The following is a 13,953-nucleotide window of genomic DNA, read 5'->3' as shown; positions in this document are numbered from 1 at the left end:
GAAAAGCAATTCTTGGTTAGGAAAAGAAAAAAGCCATCCTATTTAGGATAGCTTCTTGGTTCTTAGATTTGTTCAGCGATGACCTTTTCAGCTAGATTCATAGCATGGTCAGATACACGAGTATAGTGGGAAATGATGTCGATAAAGTTGACCCCAGCTTGCGTTGAACACTCGCCCTTGTTGAGGCGTTTGATGTGGGTCTTTCTGAGAACACGTTCCATATTGTTGATTTCTTTATGGCGTTCAATCAGACTTTGAGCTTTTTCAATATCATTGTTTTCCACGCTATCAAGGGCATCCTTGATAAAGCCAGTGGTTTTTTGATAGATATCAGCCAATTCCTGTAAAGCAGCTTCAGAGAACTCGACATTTTTACGTTGAAGGTAGTCAGTCAGATTGATTAGTGCTTCTGCGTGGTCCCCAATCCGTTCCAAATCACGGGATGAATCCAGGATGTTGGTGAGCACTTCACTTTCTTTCTGGCTAAGAGCTTCACTTGAAAGAGTAATCAGGTAACGAGTTAATTTTTCATCAATGGTATTGATGGCTTCCTCTGTCTTGTGGCCTTTTTCAGCTACCTTTTCATTAAGGTCAATGATGTAGTTGTATGAAAGGTCAAAGGCTTTAGAAGCATAATTTCCCAAGTGAAGGAGTTCTTTTTTGGCATTTCCGAGAGCGATTGATGGAGCTTGTTTAATCAAATGCTCATCAAGATAAAGTGGCTCGTACTTGACAACTTCATCTTCACCAGGGATGAGCTTGGTTACAAAGTAGGCCAAGGCTCCGATGAATGGAAATTGGATAATAGTATTTGTGATATTAAAGGTTCCGTGGGCGAAGGCAATGGTCATTTCTGGAGCCAGATTGAGTGTAGATTCAAACCATTGAATCAAGCCAGTGAAAGGTACAAGGAAGACAATACAGATAACCGTACCAATCACGTTAAAGGCGACATGGGCACCAGCAACACGTTTGGCAGCGATATTAGCTCCAAGAGAAGCAATAATAGCTGTAATGGTCGTTCCGATATTATCACCAAACAAGACTGGTAGGGCACCTTGTAGATCAATCAAACCACTTGCGTAAAGATTCTGTAGGATACCGATAGTTGCGGAAGAAGCTTGAATGAGTAGGGTTAGTCCAGTTCCGACAAAGACACCTAGAATAGGACTCTTGCTTAGTTCAACCATATAGTCTCTAAAGACTTGCAGGTCTTTTAGAGGTTCCATTGCACCGCTCATAAGATTGAGAGCGAAGAAGATACCACCTACACCAAAAATGATACGTCCGATGTTATTGATAGAGCGATTCTTGGTGAAGAAGAGACAAATCGCTCCGATGAAAAGCATTGGTAAGGCATAATCTCCTAGCTTAAAACCGATGATAAAGGATGTAACGGTAGTTCCAATATTGGCACCCATGACAATACCGATAGCTTGACGCAAGGTCAAAAGTCCTGCGCTGACTAGCCCCACTGTAATGACTGTGACACCAGAACTTGACTGAATTAGCGCCGTCATACCGATACCAACTAGCACACCGAAGAACGGATTGCTGGTATATTTGTCAATGTAAAACCGAAGGCGATCTCCAGCAGCTTGTTGCAAACCGTCTCCCATGGTCTTGATACTATATAAGAATAGTCCCAGACCACCTAAAAAGTGAAATAAAATTTCCTGCCAATTAATGGACATTTCTTTTTCCTCCGAAAAATAATAACGGAATTTCTCCTATTCTATTTTAAAGGATAAAAGTAAATCTAACAAGTGTTAAGCTAAGATTTTAGAAAGAAAATTCGTTAGAAAAAGCAAAAATAATATACTCTAGGATGTCACAAAGATTAAATATCGAAAAATCTTGTGAAATCTTTCCTTATATTTCCAAAGTGTGATATAATAGTTTCGAATAAAATAAATAAAGGGGTTTTTGTAACATGGCAAAACTTACTGTTAAAGACGTTGACTTGAAAGGTAAAAAAGTCCTCGTTCGTGTTGACTTCAACGTACCATTGAAAGATGGCGTAATCACTAACGACAACCGTATCACAGCAGCTCTTCCAACTATTAAGTACATCATCGAACAAGGTGGACGTGCAATTCTTTTCTCTCACCTTGGACGTGTGAAAGAAGAAGCTGATAAAGCTGGTAAATCACTTGCTCCTGTAGCAGCAGACTTGGCAGCTAAATTGGGCCAAGACGTTGTTTTCCCAGGTGTCACTCGTGGTGCTGAATTGGAAGCAGCTATCAACGCTCTTGAAGATGGACAAGTTCTCTTGGTTGAAAACACTCGTTACGAAGATGTTGATGGCAAGAAAGAATCTAAAAACGATCCTGAACTTGGTAAATATTGGGCATCACTTGGAGATAGTATCTTCGTAAACGATGCATTCGGTACAGCTCACCGTGCACATGCATCTAACGTTGGTATCTCAGCAAACGTTGAAAAAGCAGTTGCTGGTTTCCTTCTTGAAAACGAAATTGCCTACATCCAAGAAGCAGTTGAAACTCCAGAACGTCCATTCGTAGCGATTCTTGGTGGTTCAAAAGTTTCAGATAAGATCGGTGTTATCGAAAACTTGCTTGAAAAAGCTGATAAAGTTCTTATCGGTGGTGGTATGACTTACACATTCTACAAAGCACAAGGTATCGAAATCGGTAACTCACTTGTAGAAGAAGACAAATTGGATGTTGCCAAAGCTCTTCTTGAAAAAGCAAACGGTAAATTGATCTTGCCAGTTGACTCAAAAGAAGCTAACGCATTTGCTGGCTATACTGAAGTGCGTGACACTGAAGGTGAAGCAGTTTCTGAAGGCTTCCTTGGTCTTGACATCGGTCCAAAATCTATCGCTAAATTTGATGAAGCTTTGACTGGTGCCAAAACAGTTGTATGGAACGGACCTATGGGTGTATTTGAAAACCCAGACTTCCAAGCTGGTACAATTGGTGTGATGGACGCTATCGTGAAACAACCAGGCGTTAAATCAATCATCGGTGGTGGTGACTCAGCTGCCGCAGCAATCAACCTTGGACGTGCAGACAAGTTCTCATGGATCTCTACTGGTGGTGGAGCATCAATGGAACTTCTTGAAGGTAAAGTTCTTCCAGGACTTGCAGCCTTGACAGAAAAATAAGATTTCATAAATAAATCAAAGAAGAGAGGGATGAAAATTCCTCTTTTCTTTTACTCGAAATAAAAACGCTTCCTCTCAACTATTGCTCATAAAATCACCTAATTTATGATAAAATGGAAATAGAAAGTTGAGATTATGAGTTATTTTAAAAAATATAAATTCGATAAATCCCAGTTCAAACTTGGTATGCGAACCTTTAAAACAGGTATTGCTGTTTTTCTAGTTCTCTTGATTTTTGGCTTTTTTGGTTGGAAAGGTCTTCAAATCGGTGCTTTGACAGCTGTTTTTAGCCTGAGGGAGAGTTTTGATAAGAGTGTTCATTTTGGGACTTCGCGTATTCTTGGAAATAGTATCGGTGGCCTCTATGCCTTGGTCTTCTTCTTATTAAATACCTTTTTCCACGAAGCCTTTTGGGTGACCTTGGTAGTTGTTCCAATCTGTACCATGTTAACCATTATGACAAATGTAGCCATGAATAACAAAGCAGGGGTTATTGGTGGTGTAGCAGCTATGTTAATCATTACCCTATCGATTCCGAGTGGTGAAACGATTTTGTACGTATTTGCGCGTGTATCAGAAACTTTCATGGGAGTTTTTGTCGCAATTCTCGTAAATTACGATATTGATCGTATTCGTCTCTTTTTAGAGAAAAAAGAAAAATAATGTTACATTTTATAACATTATCAATTGACGTTTGTCTTTTTTTAGACTATAATAGACAGAAAGAAGGAAATTGTAAATGAAGGAAAAAGAATTTCGCCGAAATATGGCTGTTTTTCCTATCGGCAGTGTTATGAAGTTGACCGATTTATCGGCGCGTCAGATTCGTTATTATGAAGATCAAGAGTTGATCAAGCCTGATCGAAACGAAGGAAACCGTCGCATGTATTCTTTGAATGACATGGATCGTCTGCTTGAAATCAAAGATTATATCTCTGAAGGTTATAATATCGCTGCCATTAAGAAAAAATATGCTGAACGTGAAGCGAAATCCAAGAAAGCGGTGAGTCAGACTGAGGTGCGTCGTGCACTTCATAATGAACTCCTCCAACAGGGTCGCTTTGCTTCAGTACGGTCACCTTTTGGTCGCGGTTAGGCAACCGCAAGTAGTCATACATTAAGGAGAAAACTCATGCCAATCACAGCTGCAGATATTCGTCGTGAAGTCAAGGAAAAAAATGTTACCTTTATTCGTCTTATGTTCTCAGATATTTTGGGGACGATGAAGAACGTCGAAATTCCTGCTACAGATGAACAGTTAGATAAAGTCTTGTCAAACAAGGCTATGTTTGATGGATCTTCTATTGAAGGTTTTGTACGTATCAATGAGTCGGATATGTACTTGTACCCTGACTTGGATACATGGACAGTCTTCCCGTGGGGAGATGAAAATGGAAGTGTTGCAGGTTTGATCTGTGATGTCTATACAACAGAAGGTGAGCCATTTGCAGGTGACCCTCGTGGCAATTTGAAACGTGCTCTTCGTCACATGGAAGAAGTGGGATTTAAATCCTTCAACCTTGGGCCAGAGCCAGAATTCTTCCTATTTAAACTGGATGAAAATGGGGATCCAACACTTGAAGTAAATGACAAGGGTGGCTACTTTGATTTGGCGCCTACTGACCTTGCTGACAATACACGTCGTGAGATTGTCAATGTCTTAACCAAAATGGGATTTGAAGTAGAAGCCAGTCACCACGAAGTTGCTGTTGGACAACACGAGATTGACTTTAAGTACGATGAAGTTCTCCGTGCTTGTGATAAGATTCAAATCTTCAAACTTGTTGTTAAAACCATTGCTCGCAAACATGGGCTTTATGCAACCTTTATGGCTAAACCAAAATTTGGTATTGCTGGATCAGGTATGCACTGTAATATGTCCTTGTTTGATGCAGAAGGAAACAATGCCTTCTTTGATCCAAATGATCCAAAAGGAATGCAGTTGTCAGAAACTGCCTACCATTTCCTTGGCGGTTTGATCAAGCATGCCTACAACTATACTGCCATCATGAACCCAACGGTTAACTCATACAAACGTTTGGTTCCAGGTTATGAGGCGCCTGTTTACATTGCTTGGGCTGGTCGTAACCGTTCGCCACTTGTACGCGTGCCTGCTTCACGTGGTATGGGAACTCGTCTTGAGTTGCGTTCAGTGGATCCGATGGCAAACCCATATATCGCGATGGCTGTGCTGTTGGAAGTTGGTTTGCATGGTATTGAAAATAAAATCGAAGCACCAGCTCCTATCGAAGAAAATATCTACATCATGACAGCAGAAGAGCGTAAGGAAGCTGGTATTACAGACCTTCCATCAACACTTCACAACGCTTTGAAAGCTCTGACTGAAGATGAGGTTGTCAGAGCAGCTCTTGGAGAACATATCTATACTAGTTTCCTTGAAGCCAAGCGAATCGAATGGGCAAGTTATGCAACCTTCGTTTCACAATGGGAAATTGATAATTATTTAGACCTTTACTAATATAGAAGAAAGATTGCCTGTGGGTGATCTTTTTTCTTGCGTTTCATATCGAACTGTGATATATTTAATATAACGAAGTGCGATATATCGAACTAAATAGGAGGTGGCTATAAATGGAATTAACGGATAAGATCCGTCGTGTTTATCTTCCTATGACGGAAACGGGTTTTTATATCTTGTTCTATCTGCAAAAGGAGAATCATGGATATGGTATTACACAAAAAGTCAAGGAGATGACAGATTCGCAAGTTTTAATTAGTCCTGGGACTATGTATGGTACCTTGTCAAAAATGGAAAAGGATGGCTTGATTGCCTTTGTCCGAGAAGAGGAGAAACGGAAAATCTATCAGATTACAGACTTGGGACGCAAGGTCTTAGATATTGAATTGAAACGTATTGAACGGCTCTATAGAAACAGTCGGGAGGAAGTATGATGGAAAAGAAAATTGTTTATCGAATTTTTACAATTGCGGATTATGAGAGGGAGGCTCTATACTTTAGAGAAATGCATGCTAAGGGCTGGAAACTTAGAAAAGTAAGCTACTCTATCTTATTGTTTGCAGTTAAGTATACCTTTGAAAAGTGTCAGCCTGAGCAAGTATCTTATCAGTTGGATTTTTACCCAATGGAAAAATCAGAGAGAACCTCCTATTTACAACTATTTAAAGATTATGGCTGGGAGCATATTACAGACTTTAATAGTTTTTCCTATTTTAGAAAAGCACATTCTAAAGTTGAATCGGCTACAGAGTTTGAAATTTATAACGATGCTACTAACAAGTTGGATATGGTTAATCGCATTTTAAGACTGCGATTAGTACCTGTTTTACTTTTGCTAGCCATACATATACCATTCTTACTTAAATTGCTCAATAGAAGTAATGCGTATGGTCTATGGAGTTTACTTGCGGTCGGGTTAGATATTTTCTTGTCTTTGATTCTTTTGTTAATAGTTTCCTATATTGGTTGGAAGTTATGGCATAAAAAGAAGGAATTATCAGATTTATGATAGGGTAGGTATGCTCAAAATTGGAGGGGAAGTCATGATAAATAAAAAGCAATTTCGGATTTTCACCATTCTTGATTTGGATAAGGAAGAAGAGTATTTGCATGAGATGCACTTGAAAGGTTGGAGATATAGAACGAGTCGTTTTGGTTTTTTCTATTTTGACCAATGTCAACCGGACGATGTCATCTACCGTATCTATGATTCTAGATTTCTTAAAAAGTATCAGCATGAATTGCAAGATTTTAGAAATAGCGGTTGGGAATTGATAGAAACAGGTTTTTGTTCAATTTTTCGTAAACCAGCTTCTGATATACTTTCAGAGGATCAAGTCTATATAAGTAATAATCTCAGGTGGGAAGTTATGCGATCTAGACTTCGTTCCTGTACAGCTACTTTCTTAGGCGGTCTTGTTGTTTGTATGAGTGTATTTAAAGAAGAGCTTTCTATGTCTTTCTTCATTATTTTTCTTTTATATGCCTTTCTGATTTCTTATCTAATCCATGGTTTTTTCAGACTTAAAAAGAAATACCAAGTAGATGGAAGGTAAGGTTCTAGGTCTTCAGACTGATTTTTAGCACTCTTGGTAAAAGAGTGCTAATTTTTTGAGTTTTTATCTTGACATTCTCTTCTAAGGGTGTATAATAGAATCATAAGTTAGCACTTGAGTGTATTGAGTGCTAATTGATCAGACGGAGAGGAGTGATGAGATGGTTACAGAGCGTCAGCAGGATATTCTAAATCTGATTATTGACATCTTTACCAAAACGCACGAACCTGTCGGATCCAAAGCCTTGCAAGAGTCTATTAACTCTAGCAGTGCTACCATTCGTAATGACATGGCGGCTTTAGAAAAGCAAGGTTTGCTTGAGAAGGCTCATACTTCAAGCGGTCGCATGCCAAGTGTTGCTGGTTTTCAGTACTATGTGAAACACTCACTGGATTTTGACCGACTGGCTGAAAATGAGGTTTATGAGATTGTCAAAGCCTTTGATCAGGAATTCTTCAAATTGGAGGATATTCTGCAAGAAGCTGCTAATCTACTAACAGACTTGAGTGGCTGTACGGTAGTAGCACTGGATGTTGAGCCGAGCAGACAACGATTGACAGCCTTTGATATCGTGGTTTTAGGGCAACATACAGCCTTGGCAGTATTTACCTTAGACGAGTCTCGAACGGTTACCAGTCAGTTTCTGATTCCAAGGAACTTCTTGCAGGAAGATTTGCTGAAACTGAAGGCAATCATTCAGGAACGTTTCCTCGGTCACACTGTTCTAGATATCCACTACAAGATTCGGACGGAGATTCCGCAGATTATCCAGCGTTACTTTACAACAACGGACAATGTGATTGATCTCTTTGAACACATCTTTAAGGAAATGTTCAACGAAAATATTGTGGTGGCGGGTAAGGTCAATCTCTTGAATTTTGCCAATCTGGCAGCATACCAGTTCTTTGATCAACCGCAAAAGGTGGCCTTGGAGATTCGTGAAGGGCTGCATGAAGATCAGATGCAAAATGTCCGTGTTGCGGACAGTCAAGAGTCCTGTCTAGCAGATCTGGCGGTGATTAGTAGCAAGTTCCTCATCCCTTATCGGGGAGTTGGAATTTTAGCAATTATCGGTCCAGTTAATCTGGATTACCAACAGCTAATCAACCAAGTCAATGTGGTCAACCGTGTTTTGACCATGAAGTTGACAGATTTTTACCGCTACCTCAGCAGTAATCATTACGAAGTACATTAAGATTGAAATCATTAAAGGAGGCGAAAATGGCCCAAGATATAAAAAATGAAGAAGTAGAAGAAGTTCAAGAAGAGGAAGTTGTGGAAACAGCTGAAGAAACAACTCCTGAGAAGTCTGAGTTGGACTTGGCAAATGAACGTGCGGATGAGTTCGAAAATAAATACCTTCGGGCTCATGCAGAAATGCAAAATATTCAACGCCGTGCCAATGAAGAGCGTCAAAACTTGCAACGTTATCGTAGCCAGGACTTGGCAAAAGCGATTCTCCCTTCTTTGGATAACCTAGAACGTGCACTCGCAGTTGAAGGTTTGACAGACGATGTCAAAAAAGGATTGGAGATGGTGCAAGAGAGCTTGGTTCACGCTTTAAAAGAAGAAGGAATCGAAGAAATCGCAGCTGACGGCGAATTTGACCATAACTACCATATGGCCATCCAAACTCTCCCAGCAGACGATGAACACCCAGCAGATACCATCGCCCAAGTCTTCCAAAAAGGCTATAAACTCCATGACCGCATCCTACGCCCAGCAATGGTAGTGGTGTACAACTAGGCTAGAGAACTTAAAAAACTTGTCCGAAAAGACAATAAACTATGAAGAAAGATAAAATATATTTGGCTTTGCAATAGTGAGCGAAGCGAACCAAAGACGATACTCTTCGCCGTGGCGCTATTTGCGCAAACTTTTAGACCTTAGGCTCAAAGTTTAGTCAAAGAGATTGACGAAGTCAAGCTCTGACGGCGCCGCCACTTAAGAAGAGTATCAAAAAGAAAAATAGAATATAAAATTTAAGGAGAAAAACACATGTCTAAAATTATCGGTATTGACTTAGGTACAACAAACTCAGCAGTTGCAGTTCTTGAAGGAACTGAAAGCAAAATTATCGCAAACCCAGAAGGAAACCGCACAACTCCATCTGTAGTATCATTCAAAAACGGTGAAATCATCGTTGGTGATGCTGCAAAACGTCAAGCAGTTACAAACCCAGATACAGTCATCTCTATCAAATCTAAAATGGGAACTTCTGAAAAAGTTTCTGCAAATGGTAAAGAATACACTCCACAAGAAATCTCAGCTATGATCCTTCAATACTTGAAAGGCTATGCTGAAGACTACCTTGGGGAAAAAGTAACTAAAGCAGTTATCACAGTTCCAGCTTACTTCAACGATGCACAACGTCAAGCAACTAAAGACGCTGGTAAAATCGCTGGTCTTGAAGTAGAACGTATCGTTAACGAACCAACTGCAGCAGCTCTTGCTTACGGTTTGGACAAGACTGACAAAGAAGAAAAAATCTTGGTATTTGACCTTGGTGGTGGTACATTCGACGTATCTATCCTTGAATTGGGTGACGGTGTCTTCGATGTATTGTCAACTGCAGGGGACAACAAACTTGGTGGTGACGACTTTGATCAAAAAATCATCGACCACTTGGTAGCAGAATTCAAGAAAGAAAACGGTATTGACTTGTCTACTGACAAGATGGCAATGCAACGTTTGAAAGATGCAGCTGAAAAAGCTAAGAAAGACCTTTCTGGTGTAACTTCAACACAAATCAGCTTGCCATTTATCACTGCCGGTGAGGCTGGACCTCTTCACTTGGAAATGACTTTGACTCGTGCGAAATTTGACGATTTGACTCGTGACCTTGTAGAACGTACAAAAGTGCCAGTTCGTCAAGCCCTTTCAGATGCAGGTTTGAGCTTGTCAGAAATCGATGAAGTTATCCTTGTTGGTGGTTCAACTCGTATCCCAGCCGTTGTAGAGGCTGTTAAGGCTGAAACTGGTAAAGAACCAAACAAATCAGTTAACCCTGATGAAGTAGTTGCTATGGGTGCTGCCATCCAAGGTGGTGTGATTACTGGTGATGTGAAAGACGTTGTCCTTCTTGACGTAACACCATTGTCACTTGGTATCGAAACAATGGGTGGAGTCTTCACAAAACTTATCGATCGCAACACTACTATTCCAACATCTAAATCACAAGTTTTCTCAACTGCGGCAGACAACCAACCAGCCGTTGATATCCACGTTCTTCAAGGTGAACGCCCAATGGCAGCAGATAACAAGACTCTTGGACGCTTCCAATTGACTGATATCCCAGCTGCACCTCGTGGAATTCCTCAAATCGAAGTAACATTTGACATTGATAAGAACGGTATCGTATCTGTTAAAGCTAAAGATCTTGGAACTCAAAAAGAACAAACAATTGTCATCCAATCTAACTCAGGTTTGACTGACGAAGAAATCGACCGCATGATGAAAGATGCAGAAGCTAACGCTGAAGCAGATAAGAAACGTAAAGAAGAAGTTGACCTTCGTAACGAAGTAGACCAAGCAATCTTTGCGACTGAAAAGACAATCAAGGAAACTGAAGGCAAAGGCTTCGATGCAGAACGTGATGCTGCCCAAGCTGCTCTTGATGACCTTAAGAAAGCTCAAGAAGACAACAACTTGGAAGATATGAAAGCAAAACTTGAAGTATTGAACGAAAAAGCTCAAGGACTTGCTGTCAAACTTTACGAACAAGCCGCAGCAGCACAACAAGCTCAAGCAGGAGCAGAAGGCGCACAAGCAACAGGAAACGCAGGTGATGACGTCGTAGACGGAGAGTTTACGGAGAAGTAAGATGTTGAGGCGTTAAGAAAACGAAAGAAAAATAGGAAGCCATCGCCTTGTGCGATGTACAAAAGATGGCTTATCTTTTTTCCGAAGTTTTTAGCCGAAACTCAGTTAAGCCTAACTCGTTAAGAATGACTAATCACAAAGGTGCTTTGCCTAAATGTTAATAATGATAAGAAGAAATCCAGAGGTTGCAACCCAGCCTCTGTTTTTCGATAAAATAGAGGATGTCGCTTATGAAAAAAGTGCTTTGTGTCATTTATCCTAATTTTTCTCTTTATGAGATAGCCTCTTTAACAAGTGCTTTAGCTCTGTCTTTTGACATCACGATTGATTATGTAGCTTCAGATCATTCGATGGTGGTCTCTGAGGATGGCTTGCCTTGTTTACCTACAAAAACATTGGATCAAGTATGTATAGAAGAGTATTCTTGTGTCATTTTGCCAGGAATGGTAAATATAGGGCCTGCTCTACAGGATGAGAAATTGATCTCGTTTTTGAGAAGTCTTAGTGAGCAAGATATCCTAATTGCAGCCATTTCTTCAGCGCCCCTTTTATTGGCGAAAGCAGGCTTGTTGAACGATACGAAATTTACAGGTGGGATTTGGCAAAACTTCTTTGACTATTTTGAATTTCTTCCACGTGAGAATTTCCAACCGAAAGTTCTTGTCCAAGATAAACGAATCATTACGGCTATCGGTTTTGCGCATCAAGAGTTTGCAAGAAAAGTGATTTTCGGTTTAGGGTTGGCAGAGAATACGGACAACTATTTTAAAGAACAGAACGAGTATGCTGAAGAGGATTTGATATTTACTCTATCAGATGAAGAGTTTAATCAAGTGAAGCAGAGTATAGAAAACAGCCTCTAAAGATTTACATGAAAATTATAGAAAGGAATAAGGGTGTTCAGGGAATTGAACTCGCACTCTGAGCTTTCTTACTAAATATAACAGAAAGGAACTGAACCCGACCTAAATTCTCGGAAAAAAGATAAATCTGCCTAGGAGCATCGCTCCAGCGTCAGATTTCCTATTTTTCAGTCGAATTTTACGGTCTTGGTATCTTGTATGAACAATACTGAATTTTATGATCGTCTGGGGGTGTCAAAAAACGCTTCGGCAGACGAGATCAAAAAGGCTTATCGTAAGCTTTCGAAAAAATACCACCCAGATATCAACAAGGAGCCTGGTGCTGAGGACAAGTACAAGGAAGTTCAAGAAGCCTATGAGACTTTGAGTGACGACCAAAAACGTGCAGCCTATGACCAATATGGTGCTGCGGGTGCCAATGGTGGCTTTGGTGGTGCTGGTGGTTTCGGAGGTTTCAACGGGGCAGGTGGCTTCGGTGGTTTTGAGGACATCTTCTCAAGTTTCTTCGGCGGAGGCGGTGCTTCGCGCAATCCAAACGCTCCTCGTCAGGGGGATGACCTCCAGTATCGTGTGAACTTGACCTTTGAAGAAGCTATTTTTGGAGCTGAAAAAGAAGTCAAATATAACCGTGAAGCTAGCTGTCGCACATGTAATGGCTCAGGTGCTAAGCCAGGAACAAGTCCAGTCACTTGTGGACGCTGTCATGGTGCTGGTGTCATTAACGTCGATACGCAGACTCCGCTTGGTATGATGCGTCGCCAAGTAACCTGTGATGTCTGTCACGGTCGCGGAAAAGAAATCAAAGATCCATGTACAACCTGTCACGGTACTGGTCATGAAAAACAAGCTCATAGCGTACATGTGAAAATCCCTGCTGGTGTGGAAACTGGTCAACAAATTCGCTTAGCTGGTCAGGGTGAAGCAGGATTTAACGGTGGACCATACGGTGACTTGTACGTGGTGGTTTCTGTGGAAGCCAGCGACAAGTTTGAACGTGAAGGAACTACTATCTTCTACAATCTGAATCTCAACTTTGTCCAAGCAGCTCTTGGTGACACAGTAGATATTCCAACTGTTCACGGTGATGTTGAATTGGTTATCCCAGAGGGAACTCAGACTGGTAAGAAATTCCGTCTACGTGGCAAAGGAGCTCCGAGCCTTCGTGGTGGTGCAGTTGGTGACCAATATGTTACCGTTAATGTCGTAACACCGACAGGTTTGAACGAACGCCAAAAAGCAGCTTTGAAAGAATTCGCAGCTGCAGGAGATTTGAAAGTCAATCCAAAGAAAAAGGGCTTCTTTGACCATATTAAAGATGCCTTTGAAGGAGAATAAAGCAAAAAGAGCCGAGTGGCTCTTTTTACTTATCTTCGATTTCCTGTGTTTCTTTGATGACAGCTAGTCTAGTCTGGATATCTTTTTCTAAGACCTTAAACTTGTAAGTCAGGTCTTCTTGGTATTCCTTGATGAGTTCTTTTTGCTGGTCGATGATTTGTAGGCTATTTTGGATAATATCCACATCGTCCTTGATAGCTTGAACGCGGTCAGTTGTATTCAAGACTTCATCTGTGATGGTTTGGCGATTTTTTGTGACCAGATAACTTCCGGCTGCAGCTCCTGCAAATAGCAGTAGATTGGATAATTTCATAGCAACTCCTTAGGCGTTTTTGATAGTTTCAGCGACTTGAGCGAGTTTGTCAAAGTCTGGTTCGTGGGCGATAAAATCAATCTTGAGGTCATCGTCCGCACTATAGCGAGGTACGAGGTGAACATGGGTATGAAAGACGGTTTGACCAGCGACTTCTTCACAGTTGGCAATGATATTCATGCCAGCAGCCTTGGTAGCTTTCATGACTTTTTGAGCTACTTTTGGTACTTGGGCAAAGAGTTGGCTGGCGCTAGTAGCGTCCATTTCCAAAAGATTGCGATAGTGTTCTTTTGGCACGACCAAGGTATGTCCTGGTGTCACTTGAGAGATATCAAGAAAGGCAAGAACCTGCTCATCTTCATATACTTTTGAAGCAGGAATTTCCCCTGCAATGATTTTACAAAAAATGCAATCTGACATAAAATCTACCTCTACTGTATTGAATTTTGATATAA

15 protein-coding genes are annotated in these 13,953 nt (G+C 40.8%); 12 read left to right on the top strand and 3 right to left on the bottom strand.

All coding sequences use genetic code 11. The features are described from left to right. Nucleotides 1-62: 62 nt before the first annotated feature. Complete coding sequence (locus B7692_RS04800; protein ID WP_049499742.1) at nt 63-1,694, bottom strand: Na/Pi cotransporter family protein; 1,632 nt, start codon at nt 1,692-1,694, stop codon at nt 63-65. Between the two features lie 239 nt (nt 1,695-1,933). Between B7692_RS04800 and B7692_RS04795 the strand changes: the two genes are divergently transcribed. From B7692_RS04795 to dnaJ, 12 genes are all read left to right on the top strand, one after another. After that, a complete protein-coding gene (locus tag B7692_RS04795; RefSeq protein ID WP_045612790.1) occupies nt 1,934-3,130 on the top strand; it encodes a phosphoglycerate kinase in 1,197 nt (398 codons plus the stop codon). A 135-nt stretch (nt 3,131-3,265) separates the two neighbouring features. Continuing rightward, nucleotides 3,266-3,793 (top strand): FUSC family protein, encoded by a 528-nt coding sequence (locus tag B7692_RS04790; protein ID WP_000119915.1) that lies wholly within the window; start codon nt 3,266-3,268, stop codon nt 3,791-3,793. A 76-nt stretch (nt 3,794-3,869) separates the two neighbouring features. Beyond that, complete coding sequence (gene glnR, locus B7692_RS04785; RefSeq protein WP_000659548.1) at nt 3,870-4,226, top strand: transcriptional repressor GlnR; 357 nt, start codon at nt 3,870-3,872, stop codon at nt 4,224-4,226. 36 nt (nt 4,227-4,262) lie between these two features. Continuing rightward, nucleotides 4,263-5,609 carry a type I glutamate--ammonia ligase gene (gene glnA, locus B7692_RS04780; protein ID WP_001122886.1) on the top strand — a complete coding sequence of 449 codons (1,347 nt, stop codon included), beginning with the start codon at nt 4,263-4,265 and terminating at the stop codon, nt 5,607-5,609. A gap of 113 nt (nt 5,610-5,722) precedes the next feature. After that, nucleotides 5,723-6,043, top strand: coding sequence for a PadR family transcriptional regulator (locus tag B7692_RS04775; RefSeq protein ID WP_084930062.1), 321 nt, complete (start codon nt 5,723-5,725; stop codon nt 6,041-6,043). Continuing rightward, the gene (locus tag B7692_RS04770; protein ID WP_084930061.1) at nt 6,043-6,618 is read left to right on the top strand and encodes a DUF2812 domain-containing protein; all 576 of its coding nucleotides are present in this window, start codon (nt 6,043-6,045) and stop codon (nt 6,616-6,618) included. Before B7692_RS04775 ends, B7692_RS04770 begins: the two co-directional genes overlap by 1 nt. 34 nt (nt 6,619-6,652) lie before the next feature. Continuing rightward, complete coding sequence (locus tag B7692_RS04765; RefSeq protein WP_084930081.1) at nt 6,653-7,165, top strand: DUF2812 domain-containing protein; 513 nt, start codon at nt 6,653-6,655, stop codon at nt 7,163-7,165. 160 nt (nt 7,166-7,325) lie between these two features. Further along, the gene (gene hrcA, locus B7692_RS04760; RefSeq protein WP_000255754.1) at nt 7,326-8,360 is read left to right on the top strand and encodes a heat-inducible transcriptional repressor HrcA; all 1,035 of its coding nucleotides are present in this window, start codon (nt 7,326-7,328) and stop codon (nt 8,358-8,360) included. A 26-nt stretch (nt 8,361-8,386) separates the two neighbouring features. Continuing rightward, entirely contained in the window at nt 8,387-8,911 is a 525-nt protein-coding gene (gene grpE / locus B7692_RS04755) for a nucleotide exchange factor GrpE (RefSeq protein ID WP_084930060.1), read from the top strand. A gap of 252 nt (nt 8,912-9,163) precedes the next feature. Next, a complete protein-coding gene (gene dnaK, locus B7692_RS04750; RefSeq protein WP_064276242.1) occupies nt 9,164-10,987 on the top strand; it encodes a molecular chaperone DnaK in 1,824 nt (607 codons plus the stop codon). A gap of 230 nt (nt 10,988-11,217) precedes the next feature. After that, the gene (locus B7692_RS04745; protein ID WP_084930059.1) at nt 11,218-11,850 is read left to right on the top strand and encodes a DJ-1/PfpI family protein; all 633 of its coding nucleotides are present in this window, start codon (nt 11,218-11,220) and stop codon (nt 11,848-11,850) included. Between the two features lie 198 nt (nt 11,851-12,048). After that, nucleotides 12,049-13,185, top strand: coding sequence for a molecular chaperone DnaJ (gene dnaJ, locus B7692_RS04740; RefSeq protein ID WP_084930058.1), 1,137 nt, complete (start codon nt 12,049-12,051; stop codon nt 13,183-13,185). 25 nt (nt 13,186-13,210) lie between these two features. Here dnaJ and B7692_RS04735 read toward each other — a convergent pair whose 3' ends face one another. Both B7692_RS04735 and B7692_RS04730 read right to left on the bottom strand, forming a co-directional pair. Further along, nucleotides 13,211-13,498 carry a hypothetical protein gene (locus B7692_RS04735; protein WP_000777754.1) on the bottom strand — a complete coding sequence of 96 codons (288 nt, stop codon included), beginning with the start codon at nt 13,496-13,498 and terminating at the stop codon, nt 13,211-13,213. Between the two features lie 9 nt (nt 13,499-13,507). Further along, complete coding sequence (locus B7692_RS04730) at nt 13,508-13,918, bottom strand: HIT family protein (protein ID WP_001278320.1); 411 nt, start codon at nt 13,916-13,918, stop codon at nt 13,508-13,510. Between the last annotated feature and the right edge of the window lie 35 nt (nt 13,919-13,953).

The organism is Streptococcus mitis (assembly GCF_002096925.1).
GTDB lineage: Bacteria > Bacillota > Bacilli > Lactobacillales > Streptococcaceae > Streptococcus > Streptococcus mitis_AF.
Note: the sequence above shows the minus strand (reverse complement) of the source record. Positions and strands in the feature narration are given on the sequence as shown.